The following is an 18790-nucleotide window of genomic DNA, read 5'->3' on the forward strand; positions in this document are numbered from 1 at the left end:
GAGAATATTTGAATAGAATTATTTTACTTCTTCATCTTTTGCAATGTAATATCCTGCACCATAAGTTGAGCAGTAATACACCCCTTTTTTATGATAATCAATTTCTAAAGCGTTAATTCTGTCAGATTGAATATTTCCAGTATTTATCTTTTTCCAAGTTTTACCTGCATCCAAAGAACGGTAGATACCAGGGTTCATCATACCCATAGTATCGTCTGATGGTATGGCTGCTAAAATGATATTTGAATTGTATTTAGCAGTGGTGACTAAACTGGCAAATTTGTAAGGAATTATTTGTTTCCATTGTCCTTTTGTTCTGACCCATAAACCACCGTGTTTATTACTTCCATCAAATGTTCCAGCTGTAATGTACATCTTATTGTCTTTAGAGAAATGGATATCATGAACACTCACAATCCCTTTTGGAAGATCAACTTTTTCCCAAATAGATTTCTTTTTATTGAGTAGAAATAAGCCACCTTCTTGTTTTGTTGTTCCCATCACTGCAGCATATAAATCACTTTTATTTTCAGGATCAAATTCAATTTTTTGAACATGTCCATTCTTAGGTAATCCCTGATTGATGATATCAAAAGTTTTTCCTCCATCTTGAGATCTATATATACCAAAATCTTTAAACTTTCCACCTTTGAACTTTACATTGTGTACCACTCTTTTCTTTGGAATAACAAAATATAGATGTTCTGTTTCCACAGGATCAATTCTTAAATGACTTTGGTGAATGATCATGTTTAGAGGATTCCCAAAATCGGTAGGCTCGAAGATTCGTCCTTTAGGAGCCCAATTTTGCCCACCATCTTTTGTTTCCATCAATTGTCCGAAATAGGCTTGTCTAAAATGTAATGCATACATATGGTTCACATCTTTAGGGTCAATAGCCATAGAGCCTACAGAACATTCTTTTGGGTTTTCCTTATTGGGAATACTGATTTTATAGACGGCTTGAGCGCCTTTTCTTACTAAATCACCATCATTAGTGGTCTTAAAAATCGAGTTTTCGCCTGCACATAAATAGATGTGATCTTTGATTCTCTCATCTTGAACAATTTCTTCACCAGGTAGATTACTATTACCTGCACCTACCCAATGATGATTCCCTGCTTTAGTTTCTTTTTCATCATTTTCTAACCATGTATCACCATTATCATTAGATACACAAACCACTTTAGCTACTTGATACATTATTGTCGATCCATCTGAATTAAATTCTGCTACAGCACCAGCTTTACGATCATAGGGATCACGTTCTTCCCATTCATCTTGACCAATCCAATCGACATTAATTTTGGTGGGGTTATTTCTAGCCTCCCAATGTGCTTTATCTCTGCCGTTCCAGTCTTTACCATTTCTTAAAGTGACATACCAATGTTTTCCTCCATCATCAGAACGCCAAAGCATTCCACCAGGAAAAGTAAACTGAGATTTATAGTTATTGATAACTAATAAGTGATTAGGGTTGACAGGGTTTACTCGGATCATACTTACAGAATGCATTAACTCATTAGGTGCTTTGGGATATAATTCTTTAGCTTCTTTTGCCGTGACACCAAACCATTTACCTAGTGCAAATTTATAATATCCTTTTTGTATACTCGGGTTTTTCAAAATTGCCTTATTGATAGGCATATTAGAGTTGATATTCACCCAAGATTCACCTTCATCCTCACTTTTATATATGCCCCCATTATAAGTAATTGTATTTCCATTTGGAATGTACTTTACTAAATCAATAGCATAAAAAATCACTTTTTTAGAAGAAGCATCATAATACATATCCATAGAACGAATGATATCATTATCCATCCCATTTTTCACTTTTTTCTTCCAAGATTTACCACCATTTTCAGATTTATAAAAACCATAAGTTGTTCCAGCAAATACTGTTTGAGGTTGATCAGGATGAACAAAAATTCTCGTAATCTGAGCTTTTGTCTCTATCCCTTTAGGGGTGATATTTTTCCAAGTCTGTCCTTTATCTGTACTTTTCCAAATTCTTGCTTGATGACCATAATTAGAGTTTACATCTTTGTTTTGACCAGCAACACCCACCTTTTTTTTAGATCCAAATACCCCATGAGGATGTTTGTAAGTATGGAAAAAATGGTTGGAATCTCTAATATTACCTGAACCTAAATACCATATATTATCATCAGTAGGATCCACTTTGATGGTATTGATATGGATGTTTTCTAATTGGGCTCTAACCAAATCATTAATTTTCCATGTTTTTCCTTTATCAGAAGTGAAATATATAAAGTTAGCATCTTCGATGGTGCATATACCAAAGTTTTCGTCTTGTCTAGAAAATTCAGGGGCATAAATTTCTACCGGACCTCTGCGCCTTGTTTTATAAGAAGGACCATCTGGATCCATTATACCTTCATATGTTTCACCTTTATCTGTAGAACGATAAGAGTTACCCATGTTAGGTCCTTGGTATACAGTGTTAGGGTCAGTAGGGTGCCAGTAAATATGATAATTATTTCCTGATCCACCTGGGCCAAACTGTTCCCATTTTACGGTAGGAGTAGATTCGATTCTTTTGGAGTCCAACTTCGAAAAATCTACTTTATCTTGAGCGATTAGTAGCGAAGTGACCATAATAAATAGAATTGATAATATATTTTGTTTCATCTTTATAATGATATTAAGTCTGTTGTTTTGTGATCTGTCAGGTAGGTGTTTAGACCACCAAGTTGAAATTAAAAGGCAATTAATTAAAATGATTTTTCGGCTTTCTTCCTTTCATTTGATCTTCATAAGTACCTCTTAAAAATGCTTTCTTGTCTTCTGAAGTAGATTGTCTATCGAATAGCACTCCATACTTTTGATAGTCATGATATGGAACTGCATTTTGCTTTAGTATTTCCACTTGTTGATCATAACGTTTTCTCATAATTTGGAGCTGCTTCTGGTATTTCTTTTCAGAAATTACATTTTCCATTTCTAGACGATCTTTCCCCACGTAATATAGTTCTTCAGTAGGCTGCATTCTTTCATCTTCATATTGCCAATAAATGTATTTCCAATCTTTAGAGACAACGGACATTTCTTGTATTTCATCATTCCCAAAGAAATTCATCAAAGGAATATACTCTCTTTGGATACCATTTTTCTTATGCATTAACGGAATAAGATTTACACCATCCATATTTTGAGGCACTTCAATTCCTGCCATTGTCAGAATTGTTGGAGCTATATCTATACTTGATGTGATTGTTTCTCTTTGAGCCCCTTTGGTTTTTTTAGGCATTCTTGGATCAAAAATTAAAAGGGGAGACTTCGATGCTTCCTCATAGGGAAGTACTTTACCGCCAAGATTATGAGCCCCACAGCTATAACCATTATCACCAGCATAAATAATAATAGTATTATCATCTACATTTAATTCTTTTAATGACTTTCTGATCATTCCAATAGCATAATCAACTCCATGTATTAATTGATTGTATCGTTTTATCGCTTCTTGATAATTCTCGTCAGTATCTCTCCAAAAATCATATTGTTTATACTGTCTACCTGTTAAAGCTTGAGGCGCTAAATGTTTTGCGTTTTCCTCACCATAGTTAGCTGGCTTTTGATATGTTTTTCCTTCGTAAACAGCATCGAAATAAACATCAGGAGTAAAAGGAAGATGAGGAGCTTTAAAGCTGATTGACATGCAAAAGGGTTTTCCAGAATCTTTTGCTTCTTTAATAAAATCATGAGCCCACGCAGCATACGCTCTAGTACTATGTGGGTATTTCTCAGCATATTTTTTAATATACTTGTTCTTTTCTGTTTTGTAATTGGTCTGTCCCAAGCCCCCTGCCCAAACATCAAATTGATCTACCGGTAGAACTTCCCAAGATTTATCGTTCGAATCAGTTCCGTCTGAAACAGCAAAACCAAATTTCCCTGCAAAACCAGTAAAATAGCCAGCGTTACGTAAAAGCATTGGATACGATTGCTGGAATTTTTCTTTTTTCATAGGTCCATGTTCAAAATTACATCCTGTTTTGTATTCAAACATACCTGTCATATAAATAGCTCTACTTGCCATACAAATGGAAGTGGTATTATAATGATTCATAAATTGAGTACCTGTCTCTGCCAATTTATCCATATTAGGAGTAACTACCTGATCATTTCCATAACAACCTGTAGCGATGCTTGTATGATCATCAGATAATAAAAAGATAATGTTAGGACGCTTTTCTTCTTGAGCTGATAGGGAGGTAATAATCCCTAAATACATGACCCATTGAAATATATAAATTAGTTTCATGACTTATTTTCTTTAGAAATGTAAACATAAAATGATGAAATGTCTTTTCCGTCTTCCCCTGTAAATTTTCCGACCAATCGAGCTTTTCCTTCATTTAAGTAAACTCTAAATGATGTGCCTTCCGATTCCATATCTACTTTTTGATGTACTCTAAGCGCATCAATTTCTAAAGTAGCATTTTTTAGAGGTATCATTCGCCCGTTAGTAAGTGCTGTATACCATGGTTTTTGTATTCCTAAAGCGTCTACTTGAGCATTGAATTTTAACTTAGATTCCTTTGGCCATCGTGCTAAAGTGATGTTGTAATATCCTTCTTTTTGTACATCAATAGTCCAAAAACCATCATTAGCAAGGGTTGGTTTTTTACCGCTTAATGGATCACGAATTAAAGCTTGATTCCAAGCTAGTGGTTGATCAGAATGTATGTCATGAATCGTTAAAGCCGTTTCATCAATTCCATCTACACCTATTTTATAGTATTCAAATTTACTGAAATCTTTAGAGACATAATCCCACCATTTTTCATAAGCAGCTCTCATTTCTGATACCTTTTCTGGGTGTAGATCAGCGATATTGTTTTGTTGTCCAACATCTTCTCTAATATTGTACAATTCTTTACCATTAATTAGACGCCAATCGTCGTTCATAACGGATGATAACTTCCATTTTACAGGATGCTGTGTTTTATTTTTATCCAACACACCATATCGATTGGGCCAATTCTCACCTGAACCAAAAATGAGTGGAGAAACAGATTTACCATCGTATTTAGTATCAGCATGTTTTTCTATTCCGCAAAGCTCAATTAAAGTAGGTAGTACATCATAACTCATCACGAGCTGATCAATAGTTTTGCCTTTTGAAAGTTTTCCGTTTTTCCAATACATAAAAAATGGAACGCGATGCCCACCATCATATTGAGAACTTTTTAGACCTCTCATATTGGCATTGTATCCATATTCTTTTCCTTTGATTCTTTTCCAACCATATTGCGTACCATTATCTGTGGTGAAAATTAGAATAGTATTATCAGTTAGTTTTAGATCTTTCAGTTTCTTTTCTAATCGAGCGATATTATCATCGATATTAGTAATCATCCCATAGTAGGCTTTTTGATAATCAAGAAGTTGCTCCTCATCTTTATATAAATTATAATATTCTTCTGGTACATTTAGAGGGCCATGAGGAGCATTTGTAGATAGATATAAAAAGAATGGCTGATCTTTTTTCTTTTCAATATATTTTATTGCTTCCTCAAAAAACACATCTGTACAATACCCCTTGAACCTTTCCGGCTTTCCATTTCTCAGGTAAACATCATCAAAATAATCATTATTCCAAAAATCGGGAGTTTGTCCAATTCCACCAGCATTATGATACAGTGCTTCTTCAAATCCTCTATTTTCAGGAAGATAAGGATAGGCATCGCCTAAGTGCCATTTACCAAAAAGTGCCGTAGAGTAGCCATTGTCTTTAAACACCTGTGGCATTGCTGTGAATTTTTCTCTTAGCAAGTTACAACCCGCTAAGGTATGCCAAACACCTGCCCGATGTCCTTCCATACCTGTCATTAAAGCTGACCGGGAAGGAGCACAGGTAGAACCGGCGTGAAAGTTATCAAAACTGACTCCTTGATTCTTTAACCGATCCATTGCTGGAGTTTTGATTATATTATTTCCGTGTGCAGCTATATCTCCATAACCTTGATCATCAGTAATGATAATAATTACATTAGGTTTACCCTTAGGTTTTTTGTCATCTGATATTACAGGTCTTGCCCAAAAGCATATTACTGTAAGACCAATTAGAAGTTTATTCCATGTTTCCATCTAACATTTCATTTCTTAATTCTATACTTAAAACTTATGAAAGCAATGTAGTAGTAGAAGAGTCTGACTATTTTATTCTTTAATAATGGAAATAGACAATTATTTTTATTACCTCCTAATATTTAGTGTTTACACCCTTTATTATGTTCATTTTGTAAATAATATTTTAATGTTGTTCGTATTTAAATATTCGGTAGTTATTATCACAGGATATATTACATACAAAAAAAACCTGTAGAAAATGGCCTACAGGTTTAAAAGGATGTTATATAAACAAATTCTAGTGTGAATCTTATTATTGAGGTAATATGTATTCTTAGTTCAAGTTGAAAGCTAAGAATGTGATATCATCTTGTTGAGTATTTGAGAAGTTTTTCTTAATGTATTTCATTATTCCTTTTTCCCAATTTTCCTCGTATTTCCCATAAAACTCTTTACTTATTTCAAGTAGTTCTTTGGGATTCTCTTTATCTTCAATTTTAGTTAATCCATCTGTATACATAACAATAATATCATCTGGAGATATTGTCATCTCAGTATCTTTATATTGTCTTACTAAACTGAAGGTATCCCCAATGGGATTATTAGAATAAGAGAGTTCTTTTATTTGGTCATTTTTAATTAAATATCCACGGCCATTTGCTGAAGTATAAATAAAGTTATTTCCTTCAAAGTAAGCAATTGATAGATTTACTTCATGTTTTATTTGGTCCTTATCTTCAATTTTTTGATTGAATTCATTAATAAGGTAATCTTGTAAATTATGTAATAAAAGGCTAGGGTAATAAGGTAATTCTTGTAAAGAATCGAAATAACCTGATATAACCATGGTTAGTAGAGTAGCACTAATAGCATGACCCTTACAGTCTCCTACAACCACTAGTGTTATATTATTAAAGTTATTTACATAATAGAAATCTCCACTAATATTTTCTTTTGGCTGGTATATAATAACATGTTCCTTAAAGAAATCTTTTAGGACTTCTTTTCCTGGTAAAGTTATTTTCTGTATTTCAGCAGTATATTTTAATGCTTCCTGAATAACAAGAAGATCATTTTCTGCTTTAATACGTTTTTGTTCTTCTATAAGAGCAGAAGTTTTTGTTCTTTCTAGATCTAATTCGTGTTCACGAGTAGAAATAAGTTCTTCTTGTTGCTGTCTAAGTTCCTCTTCTTGTTGAATAATCTCATCGTTATATGTCTTAAGTTCTTGATCAGCATTATTACGACCTTTTTCATACTCTAATAATGTCCAGACTACATCAGCACTTACGCCAATAAATACCATAGTAAAGAATAGAAACCCTTGATATGAATCCAAAACTAAAGGAGGAAAAGGAGACCAATGATTTATAGAAGATAAAGTTAAACCAATAGCAAGCCCTAAAATAATAAAAGAATAAGTAGTCCCTGTTCTAATATTAAAAAATAGGAATCCCATACATATTGGAGGTATATAAAAGAAAACAACTGGAGAAATTACCCCCCCTTCCATAAAACAAAGAATTGTTACAATTAACGATAATAATATCACCTGAAGATGATACATCCACTTTCTTTTTTTTGAAGGAAATAAGACAATTGCCAATTGTACGAAACTTAAAATGGCTAAAACAATAGCTTCATATTTTAAATCAAAAGTTAAGTGAACGACTATAAAAATGAGCATTAAGACAAAAAATACTCTACTTTTTATCTTAAAGAAATTGTGTACATCAAATGTCATAAAATATATCTAATTTAATGGAAAAAGTTATAGTGATTTTCAACAATGCATAACTATAACTCCTCACTTTTAATGAGAATTAAGTAAATACCTATTATTTGGAACGTTGAACTAAAAATGTCGTATATAATAATTGTAGTACTATTTATATATTCAGTACTACTGAAAATTGTTAATTCATATAGTTTATCAAATCCATGGCTCAAATATAATGTTAATAAGTTTTATTTGTACAATTCCTAGAGCTTATTTATAATACATAATATATATTGCATTGAAAATCATACGTATAAAAGTGTATTACAATTAATATTAAAGAACTATTTTTTATATACAACTAGATACATTCATCCTTATAAGTGAATGTTTGATTCTGTAATAAATGTATTAAATAGGTGTTTGTGTTAATATCAATTGAACATCACAAACGTTAACGAACCATTTATTTAATCGATCAATTCTTTCATTATATCATGAAAATATGTTTTTTTGTAATGACCAATTCTCAATCTCAAAATAGTTTTTAATAATGAAACCAAAATACATTATAAGTTCATGTTTGGTAGGTGTAAAATGCCGATATAATGCCACTTGTTCATCAACGGTAAACTTAAATGATATGATTGAATCAGGCGAAGCTATTCCAGTTTGTCCTGAAGTAATTGCCGGTTTACCCACTCCAAGAGAACCTGTAGAAATTCAGAATATAGAAGAAGGTGTGCAAGTGACTAGTAAGGCAGGAAAAGATTATACAGCTCAATTTTTAAAATCGGCTGACGAAGTCCTAAAGGTTTGTCAAGAAAATAATATAACTCATGCTATTCTTCAGTCAAGAAGTCCATCGTGTGGTTTTGGGAAAATCTATGATGGGACTTTTTCAGGTACATTGATTGATGGAAATGGTATTGTAGCAGATAAGCTTTTTAAAAATGGAATAAATGTGATGACGGACGAGGAATTTGAAGATTAAAAATTCTCCCTATTATGCATTCCTTAAGTAGATCAAGAAACAGAATTTATACAAATAATCACTACTCTGATAGATTTACACATTTAATGGTACTAGATAAGCGAAGTAACTCACTTCATTTTGAATGAGTCTACATCAAGAGGCGTCATTATAATAACAACAAACACATGTAAACTTTTGTAACTACAGAAACTTAAACTAAAACGTTGATTATATTCAACTCACATAAACTAGACATTTCATTTAGTGAGGTTATATTAGCCCTAAATTCATCTAATAAAGGGGGAGTAATTTTTAATCACGTTTTACACATGGTTTAAATGATTAATTTAGTTGCTGTAAAATGATCATTAAGAATTAATATTGTTGGACAATAATTGTCATTTTCATAATAAGCAAGCCTAACAATCTAAATTAATAAAGAAAACTTTTGAAATGAAAAACATGAATATCAGAGGAGCAATGAAGTGGAGTATCTTACTTTCATTTTGTTTTGTTACTACCTTTTCACTTGGACAAAAAAAGAAGCCTAACATTATTTACATTATGTCGGATGACCATGCCTCACAAGCAATAGGGGTATATGGTAGTCGATTGGCATCTTTAAATCCAACACCAAATTTGGATCAATTAGCTAACGGAGGAATCCGTTTCGATAATGCTTTTTGTAACAATTCAATATGTACTCCAAGTAGAGCCTCGATTATATCTGGACAATACCCTCAAACAAATGGTGTTTTGGATTTGGATATTCATTTAGATCCTGAGAAACAATATTTACCTATAGAACTTAAAAAGCTTGGTTATTCTACTGCAATTATTGGAAAATGGCATTTGCATATTGAACCAACGGCTTTTGATTATTATAAAATATTACCTGGCCAAGGGAAATACTTCAATCCCTCTTTTCACGAAAAAGGAAAAGGAGAATACCCGAAAAATAAAGTAAAAACGGAAGGGCATTCTAGTGATGTGATAACTGATGTTACCATAGATTACTTAGAAAATAGAGATAAGTCAAAACCTTTCTTTTTGATGCATCATTATAAAGCACCTCACGATTTCTTTGAATACGCACCTAGATATGAAGATTATTTGGCAGATACAGAAATCCCTGAGCCTTCAAGTTTATATTATCAACCCAATTGGGGTTCTGAAGGAACTAGAGGAAGTAATGATTCTTTGATCAATTATATAGGTACTTCTGTTTCAGATCGTCATATGTATAGAAACTACAATAAGTTTTTTCATAAGGATTCTTTGGAAGGACAAGAATCTGCTCATGTAGCTTATCAAGATTATTTAAAAAGATATTTAAGATGTGTAAAAGGGGTGGATGATAATTTAGGGAGATTATTTGATTACCTTAAAAAAGAAGGGCTTTGGGAAAATACCATCATTGTATATACTGCAGACCAAGGAATGATGTTAGGTGAACATGATTTACAAGATAAACGCTGGATATATGAAGAAGCTATGCGTATGCCTTTTATTGTTCATTATCCTAAAATGATTGAGGCAGGTAGTTCAACAGAACTATTGATTAATAATACAGATTTTGCTCCAACTTTAATCGAACTAGCTGGGGGTAAAAAGCCTGAATACATGCAAGGGAAAAGTTTTGTAAAAACCCTAAAAGGTAAAGAAGAAAAAGACTGGAGAACATCTACCTATTATCGCTATTGGATGCATATTATTCATCATTATGTACCAGCACACTTTGGTATTAGAACAAACGACTATAAGTTAGCTTTCTTTTATGGTAAACATTACTTACCCGAAGAAGAATTTGCTAAACATTATTGGGCAAAGCAATACCACGGAATAGAAAAAGAAACTCCTCATACTTGGGAATTTTATGATCTAAAAAATGATCCGGAAGAGCTTCACAATAGATATAATGATCCCGAGTACAAAGAAATAATTGCACAGTTAAAGATAGAATTAAAAAAGCAAAGGGAAGAGTTAAATGAGACAGATGAGAACTATCCTGAAATTCAAGCGATAGTAGAAAAATATTGGGATGATAATCAAAATGTAGAATAAGTTTTATTCTATCAGATTGCATTAATTAATAAAATGCCGTGTTTCAATAAAGAACATGGCATTTTTGTTTTATATTTTAATCAAGGCTTTATCAGTAGTTAGAACCTATTTAAACACTCTTTTGATTCAAGAAATATATTTCTGATGTTCTGTATGTATAGTATTTTTATTTCTATAGAGATTTAAATATTGTTCATCAGTTGATGTGACAAGAAGTAATAATTGTTCTTAAAAAGAGGGGGGATTCATAATTACATTAGATTACCCTATGATCTATGTATTGAGCCTGTAGATTTATCAAATAATTAAATCAATTAGTATTAACAGAGATGAGATTATTACAAAGAATTTTTTATGGTGCTTTATTTTTAACTATTGCATCTTGTCAACCAAAAGAACAAACCAATAATGTAGATAAGCCTAATATTGTTTGGGTGATGTTAGAAGACATCAGCCATGATTTTGAATGTTATGGAATGCCTGCGGTTAAAACACCTACTTTTAATGCTTTGGCAGAAGAAGGGACCTTGTATTATAATTGTTACGGAACAGCATCTATCTGTTCTACCAATAGATCAGCTATGATGGTTGGTGCTCATCAAAGATTAACCAATACACATCATCATAGAAGTAATAGAGAAGAACCTCTTTCAGCTCCGTTTAAACCTTTTACATATCATCTAAAAAAACAAGGATATACCACTATTCTAGGAAATAAAGATGTGATGAAAAAGGGTAGAAAGATTGACGTGAATTTTAAACATAAACCGATTGGTACTTGGGAAGAAAACTATGGTTTATTTGATAAATACGATGAAATTACGGCAAAAGATCAACCATTCTTTGCTCAAATTCAGTTAGCAGTAACTCATAGAGGAGATTGGTGGACTGAAGTAAGAGAAAAATCATCACATCCTGTGAATCCTTCAGAGGTACAATTACCACCAGAATATGCAGATCATCCTGCTATTCGTTTAGACTGGGCGAAGTATTTAGATCAAGTAGAATATGCCGACAATGAAATGCTTAATTTAATTAATGATCTAAAGGCAAAGGGAGTGTATGATAATACTGTAATTATTGTCATTGGCGATAATGGACGTTGTAACATAAAAGGTAAAGGGTACTTATATGATGAAGGTTCAAGAATTCCATTAATCATTAAATGGCCAACAGGTTTTGAACATGATAAAGAATCTCAACAAGTGATTGCGAGTACAGATATTACAGCGACAGTGTTGGACTTAGCGGGTGTTGAATTACCAGATTACCTTACTGGACAATCATTTATTGATCAAAATTTTGATAGAAAAAATGTGTATTCATTTAGAGGTCTTTGGGATGAAATTCCTGAACAAATAAGTTCTATTTCAGGTGAAAGATTTAGATATATCAGAAATGATAAAACTGAAATTCCCTACGATGCTCATCAAGGTTATTTAGAGTGGTATAGACCCGCCGTACATGTGATGAGATCTTTAAACGAGGAGGGGAAATTAAATGATGTACAACAACGTTGGTTTGTGAAGACAAAACCACAAGAAGAATTGTATGATTTCATTAATGATCCTCATGAAGTGCATAATCTTGTCAATAATAGAGAATATAAAGGTGTATTAAAGTCTATGCGCCAACAAGCTTTAGATATGGATAAGAAAATGACGCCAGTTTCTAATGTTTATAAACCGAAAGCTGTACCAGGTATTGCAGTAGTAAATTTTGTGAAAGTATATTATCCAGAAGCGTATGCTAGAATGGAGGCAGGGGAAGAAATAGGACATAAAAAATACAGTGCGCTTTATAAGAAGCATTTAAAAGAACAAGCAAAAAATCAAAGTTCAAAATAATTGAATATTGATAGAAGAAAGTATACCGGTGCGTGACTAGAATTTTCATCATTTTTTCATTAAAGACACTTCAATTATTTGAGGTGTTTTTTTATGACAATGCCGGTCTATATTCTTTTTGTTAAACACTGCGTATACCATTTTTCCTTTCGTATTTCTTTTCGGTGATATCATCATTTCTAAGTGAAAAATTTTGACTAATGTGCCATAGTATGTAGGAATCTTTGGCGTTTGGGGGTTGATTGAACTTAAATAACGTTTCTTTTTACCTAACGTTTGTAAATTTGTTTAAACAATTAATAATAAAACAAGAACTTGCTAGCACTAAATTTATCAACCAACCCTATTTCAATTACGCATTAACATGTTAAGGAATTTTTTAATCCTATTATCATCTTTTCTTATACTTTCATGTAGTGAAAACAAGAAAGTAACTAATACCAAACCCTCACATCCCTATAAGGTAGTTAAGGCAGAGGTGCGCAATGTAGCTTACGAAAAATCATATCCATCAAGTATACGAGGAGAGGTAAGTAGTGAAGTGCGAGCGAAAATCAGCGGATATATTGATGCTGTATATGTAGATGAAGGTCAAAAAGTAAAAAAAGGCCAAAAACTATTTCATATAGAAACAGCTTCTTTGAGCGAGGAAGTACAAACTGCAAAAGCACAAGTAGCAGTAGCAGAAGTTGAGGTAGATCGACTTAGGCCACTAGTTGAGAAAAAAGTAATTTCAGAGATTCAACTAAAAACGGCAGAAGCAAAATTGGCAGAAATGAAGAGTAATTTAAATACTATTTATGCTAACATTAGCTATGCTACAATTACAAGTCCTGTAAATGGTGTGGTAGGTTCTATTAATTTTAGACAAGGTACTCTTGTTGGACCTAATACTGAATCTTTAACCGAGGTGTCTGATATTGAAAATGTCTTTGCTTACTTCTCTATGAACGAGAAGGATTTTCTTTCTTTTACAAAAAATGTAAAGGGTAAAGATATGGAGGAAAGAATCAAAAATATGCCGAATGTGCAACTTCGTTTAGCCGATGCTTCTATGTACCCTTATGAAGGGAAAATTGTAACCATCTCTGGTAGTATCAATCAGGAAACAGGTTCAGTATCATTTAGAGCTAAATTCCCAAATAAAGAAGGTATTCTGAGGGATGGAAGTAGTGGTAGAGTGATTGTTAAGAACGAAGTTACAGATGCTTTAGTCATACCTTATCAGTCTACTTTTGAGCAACAAGGAGAAACTATTGTATATAGAGTTTCCGATAACGATTCATTATATACTAAAAAAGTGCACGCTGTAATCAAGACTGATAAATTATTAGTGATTGATAATGGTATTCAAAAAGGAGATAGAATATTAGCAGAGGGAGTAAATATTGTCAACTCAGGACAAAAAATCATTTCTAAAGAAACAACAGTGGATGAAGTTTTAGAGACTTATAAAGCCGCATTTAAATAAGATAAAAACTAATTTCATGTTACAAAAATTTATTGACAGACCAGTATTGTCAACAGTAATCTCTATTGTGATTACTTTGTTGGGTGTTTTGGGCTACATGGACTTACCTGTATCTCAATATCCAAATATTGCACCTCCAACCGTTTCGGTGACTGCTAGCTATCCGGGAGCAAGTGCACAAACCATCTTAGAAAGTGTGATTGTTCCTATCGAGGAGCAAATTAATGGTGTAGAAGGAATGACTTACATGACTTCTAGTGCGTCTAATGATGGAGCGGCATCAATCACTGTATTTTTTGAACAAGGCGTCGACCCAGATGTTGCCGCAGTAAACGTTCAAAATAGGGTAGCTAGAGCCAATTCTAAATTACCAGCTGATGTTATACGAAGTGGTGTAATTACACAAAAGAAAGAAGATTCTGCTTTATTATATGCCGCTATATATTCAGAAAACAAAGATTATGGAGAAACCTTTGTCTCTAACTATTTGAATATTCAACTTAAACCTGAGCTTCAAAGGGTAAAAGGTGTGGCTTCAGTCAATGTTTTTGGCTCAAGAGATTATTCGATGAGAATATGGTTAGATCCTGCAAAAATGTCGACCTATTCTTTAACGACTACTGATATTCAAAATGCTATCAACGAACAAAGTTTGGAAGCAGCAGCTGGTGCATTAGGTCAAAATTCAGGTTCTCCTTTTGAATTTGTGATCAAATATAAAGGACGATTTAAAACGCCTGAAGAGTACAAAGATATTATTATCCGTTCTGACGGAAATGGTAGATTTTTAAGACTTAGAGATGTGGCAGAAGTAGAGTTAGATGCCTTTTCTTATGATACAAAATCGATTACTTTGGGATATCCGAGTGTGAGTTTTGGTATTTTCCAAACACCGGGTTCTAATGCTCAAGAAGTGATTGAAAATCTTCACGTAGAGTTAAAGCGTTTAGAGAAAACGTTTCCTGATGGAGTGAAATATGTGATCAACTACGATACTAATAAGTTTTTAACAGCCTCTATGAATAAAGTACAGGTGACGTTAATTGAAGCATTTATTTTAGTATTTATCGTGGTTTTGATCTTCCTTCAAGATTTTAAATCGACTTTAATTCCTGCTATTGCCGTTCCGGTAGCCATTATTGGTACCTTCTTTTTCCTCGGAGTTTTAGGTTATTCCATCAACTTATTAACTCTTTTTGCCCTTGTTTTAGCTATTGGTATTGTGGTAGATGATGCCATTGTAGTTGTAGAAGCAGTGCATGCTAAAATGGATAATGGAGAAGAGGATTCCCATAAAGCGACAAGTACAGCAATGAGTGAAATCTCTGGTGCAATTATCTCTGTAACTTTAGTAATGGCAGCAGTATTTGTACCTATTACTTTTATCAAAGGTCCATCAGGGGTTTTCTATGAACAGTTTGGTATAACATTAATTATCTCCATTTTGATCTCAGCAGTTAACGCATTAACACTAAGTCCTGCTTTGTGTGTATTGTTTTTAAGAAAGCATGAAGGACAGGAGAAAAAATCAATTTTAGATCGATTCTATCAAGCTTTCAATATTGCATTTGATATTGCTGTTAGAAAGTATACGAGAACATTAGAATTATTTTTAAAGAATAGATGGTTAACATTGGTATCCTTGTTACTATGTTTTGCGGGTATTTTATATTTTAATGAGAAAACACCTTCAGGATTTGTACCATCAGAAGATAGAGGGGTAGTTTTTGTGAATATGGAATTGCCTATCGGTTCGTCTTTAGACAGAACATTTGCAATGACTGAGGAAATGCTAGCTTCAATTAAAGATGCACCGGGTGTACATTCGGTTTCAATGCGTTCAGGTTCCAACTTTTTCTCTGGTGCGGGTAGTTCTTATGCATTAGGTTTTGTGTTATTAAAAGGATATGATGAGAGAACTACAGAGGAAACAAGTATTGATGGCATTTTAGCCGAATTACGAAGAAGAACAGCACATATTAAAACAGCCAATACTATTTTCTTTGTACCTCCAAGTATTCCAGGTTTTGGTAGTGCCGATGGTTTTGAACTCCAGATTCTAGATAAAGCATCAGGACAATTGAAAGGACTTGATGAAGTGGCTAAAAAGTTTACATCTGAGATTATGAAATCTGATGTTATTGCTTTTGCCTCCAATTCATTTAATACAGAATTCCCTCAATTGGAGATGGAAATTGATGTAGCTAAAGCCAAAGAATCTAAGGTTTTGGTAGGAGATATTTTCAAATCATTACAAGGTTTTATAGGCGGTTATTATGTAGCAGACTTTACTCGTTTTGGCAAACAACTCAGAGTAAATATGCAAACTAAGCCTGAAGATCGAAAAAATGAAGGCAGCTTAGATAACATGTTTGTGAGAAACAGTGAGGGTACGATGGTTCAAATATCTGAATTTGTTAAACTAAATCGTTCTTATGGTCCACAATCTATCAAACGTTTTAATTTATACAATGCCGTTTCTGTAAAAGGTGGAGTGGTACAAGGGCACAGTTCTGGCGAAGCGATTAATGAGATTAATAGAATAGCCGAACAGACATTGCCACAAAATTATGAAATAGCTTATTCAGGTTTAACAAGAGAGGAGATTGATTCTTCGGGACAATCAATGTATATTTTTATGTTGAGTATCTTGTTTACCTATCTTTTCTTGGCAGCACAATACGAGAGTTATGTACTTCCATTTGCTGTATTATTCTCCTTACCTTTTGGCGTATTAGGAGCTTATAGTTTTACCTATTGGAGAGGATTAGAAAACAACATTTACTTCCAAATTGCCATGATTATGTTGGTGGGACTTCTAGCAAAGAACGCCATTCTTATTATTGAATTTGCACTCCAACGAAGGAACGAAGGTTATTCGTTATATGATGCTGCTATTGAAGGAGCAAAAGAACGTATTCGACCAATTTTGATGACTTCTTTCGCCTTTATTTTAGGTTTAATGCCTCTTGTAATGGCTACAGGAGTAGGTGCAGCGGGTAACAAATCGATTGGTACTGGTGCTGTGGCAGGTATGCTTGTCGGAACGCTATTAGGGTTAATATTTATACCTGTTTTATTTGTGGTTTTCCAAGGAATACACGAGAAAATAGTGCCCAATAAAAAGAAAATTGAATCAAATAAAGATAAGTTAGAAAATGCAGTATACTAGATATATTATTATTGGTGTGTTGCTAAGCACACTTTTCTCCTCTTGCCTAGTTCGAAAAGATTATAATAGAACGGTGGAAATTGATAATGATCATTTATATAGAATAAATGATGATAATGTTGACCATGAGGAGAATTTTGGTCAAATAGTTTGGGCCGATTTCTTTAAAGATAGTTTACTCAATCAATATATTGATAGAGCAATTCTAAACAATTATGATGTGCGTATTGCTTTGGAAAATGTTGAGATTGCACAATCATTATTTTTGCAAGGGAAAAGCGTCAATCTTCCTACTGTAAATGGAAATATTGGTGCTGGATATACTCAAAACTCTGCCAATACTCCGGTAGGAAGTGTATTTGGTAACCAACAACAATACAATGTGGGTATTGATATGTCTTGGGAAGCAGATGTTTGGGGTAAATTAAAATCTACAACAGAAGCGACAAGAATGAATTTATTGACCCAACAAGAGGTGAAAAAAGCAATTGTCTCTAACTTAGTGAGTCAGGTAGCCTATAATTACTATCGTCTTATTGGGTATGATAAGCAAAAAGAAATTCTGTTAAAGACGATAAAATCTAGAGAAGAAAGTTTAGAAGTAACAGAAGCACTTTACAAAGCAGGAGAATTGACTCTTGTGGCTGTAAAACAAACAGAAGCTTTACTGTATAGTTCGAAAGTTTTGTTGGTGGAAGCAGAAAAGAATATTCAAATATCTGAAAATGCCATCTCTTTTTTGATGGGAGAGTCGGGACATGAAATTGATAGAGATTCAGTATTTAATGATCGATTTGATTTTAAATTAGATGTTGGTTTACCCGTTCAGTTATTAGAAAATAGACCTGACGTAAAAGCAGCAGAATATAATCTGATCAATGCTTTTGAAAGAGTGAATATTGCGAAAGCAAACTTTTATCCATCATTTAGAATATCAGCTTCTGCTGGCCTTCAGAGTATTGCGGTTCAGGATTGGTTTAATCCTCAATCTTTCTTATTTAATGTATTGGGGCAAGTAACTCAACCTATTTGGAATCAAAGACAGATTAAAACACAATATGAAATCACTCAAAGTGAAGAAAAAATTGCGTTACATAATTTTGAAAAGCAGATATTACTTGCAGGTCAGGAGGTATCAAATTCAGTTCTAATTATTGATAAACAAGCAGAAAAAATCATTAATCAAGAAGCTGAATGTGAGGCTTATCGTTTTGCAGTTGAATATTCTCAGGATCTATTATTATCAGGTTCAGCCAACTATTTGGAGGTGATCACAGCACGTCAAAATTTGTTGCAAGCAGAACTAATATTAGTCAATAATAAATTAGAGAAAATTACGGAACTTATTCGCTTGTACAAAGCATTGGGTGGAGGATGGAGTTAATCTTTTAATTCCCATTATAATAATAGGTGCTGTTTTAAATCAATTTATACTTGATTC

The 18790-nt window shown here is 33.1% G+C and carries 10 protein-coding genes; 6 read left to right on the plus strand and 4 right to left on the minus strand.

The window, feature by feature from the left end:
- Positions 1 to 18 precede the first annotated feature (18 nt).
- The 4 genes from NH26_RS21205 to NH26_RS21220 all read right to left on the minus strand — a co-directional run bounded on the left by NH26_RS21205 (position 19) and on the right by NH26_RS21220 (position 7786).
- Positions 19 to 2655, minus strand: a complete 2637-nt coding sequence (locus tag NH26_RS21205; protein ID WP_139263224.1) for a beta propeller repeat protein — start codon at positions 2653 to 2655, stop codon at positions 19 to 21.
- Between the two features lie 79 nt (positions 2656 to 2734).
- Positions 2735 to 4288 (minus strand): sulfatase family protein, encoded by a 1554-nt coding sequence (locus tag NH26_RS21210; RefSeq protein WP_044226321.1) that lies wholly within the window; start codon positions 4286 to 4288, stop codon positions 2735 to 2737.
- The gene (locus tag NH26_RS21215) at positions 4285 to 6117 is read right to left on the minus strand and encodes an arylsulfatase (RefSeq protein WP_052432157.1); all 1833 of its coding nucleotides are present in this window, start codon (positions 6115 to 6117) and stop codon (positions 4285 to 4287) included. Before NH26_RS21215 ends, NH26_RS21210 begins: the two co-directional genes overlap by 4 nt.
- Before the next feature lie 316 nt (positions 6118 to 6433).
- Positions 6434 to 7786, minus strand: a complete 1353-nt coding sequence (locus tag NH26_RS21220) for a PP2C family protein-serine/threonine phosphatase (protein ID WP_158021997.1) — start codon at positions 7784 to 7786, stop codon at positions 6434 to 6436.
- Positions 7787 to 8372: 586 nt separating this feature from the next.
- On the opposite strand from NH26_RS21220, the gene NH26_RS21225 reads away from it, so the two are divergent.
- The 6 genes from NH26_RS21225 to NH26_RS21250 all read left to right on the plus strand — a co-directional run bounded on the left by NH26_RS21225 (position 8373) and on the right by NH26_RS21250 (position 18733).
- Positions 8373 to 8813 carry a DUF523 domain-containing protein gene (locus NH26_RS21225; protein ID WP_044226325.1) on the plus strand — a complete coding sequence of 147 codons (441 nt, stop codon included), beginning with the start codon at positions 8373 to 8375 and terminating at the stop codon, positions 8811 to 8813.
- A gap of 444 nt (positions 8814 to 9257) precedes the next feature.
- Positions 9258 to 10859: a sulfatase family protein gene (locus NH26_RS21230; RefSeq protein WP_199880280.1), complete on the plus strand. Its 1602-nt coding sequence runs from the start codon at positions 9258 to 9260 to the stop codon at positions 10857 to 10859.
- Between the two features lie 329 nt (positions 10860 to 11188).
- A complete protein-coding gene (locus NH26_RS21235) occupies positions 11189 to 12706 on the plus strand; it encodes a sulfatase family protein (protein ID WP_044226327.1) in 1518 nt (505 codons plus the stop codon).
- 364 nt (positions 12707 to 13070) lie between these two features.
- Positions 13071 to 14177: an efflux RND transporter periplasmic adaptor subunit gene (locus tag NH26_RS21240; protein ID WP_044226329.1), complete on the plus strand. Its 1107-nt coding sequence runs from the start codon at positions 13071 to 13073 to the stop codon at positions 14175 to 14177.
- Between the two features lie 16 nt (positions 14178 to 14193).
- Positions 14194 to 17349: an efflux RND transporter permease subunit gene (locus NH26_RS21245; protein WP_044226331.1), complete on the plus strand. Its 3156-nt coding sequence runs from the start codon at positions 14194 to 14196 to the stop codon at positions 17347 to 17349.
- Entirely contained in the window at positions 17336 to 18733 is a 1398-nt protein-coding gene (locus NH26_RS21250) for a TolC family protein (RefSeq protein WP_044226333.1), read from the plus strand. The genes NH26_RS21245 and NH26_RS21250 overlap by 14 nt, the downstream gene beginning before the upstream one ends.
- Positions 18734 to 18790 lie beyond the last annotated feature (57 nt).

Origin of the sequence: Flammeovirga pacifica, assembly GCF_000807855.2 — a bacterium.
In the GTDB taxonomy this organism is placed as follows: Bacteria; Bacteroidota; Bacteroidia; order Cytophagales; family Flammeovirgaceae; genus Flammeovirga; species Flammeovirga pacifica.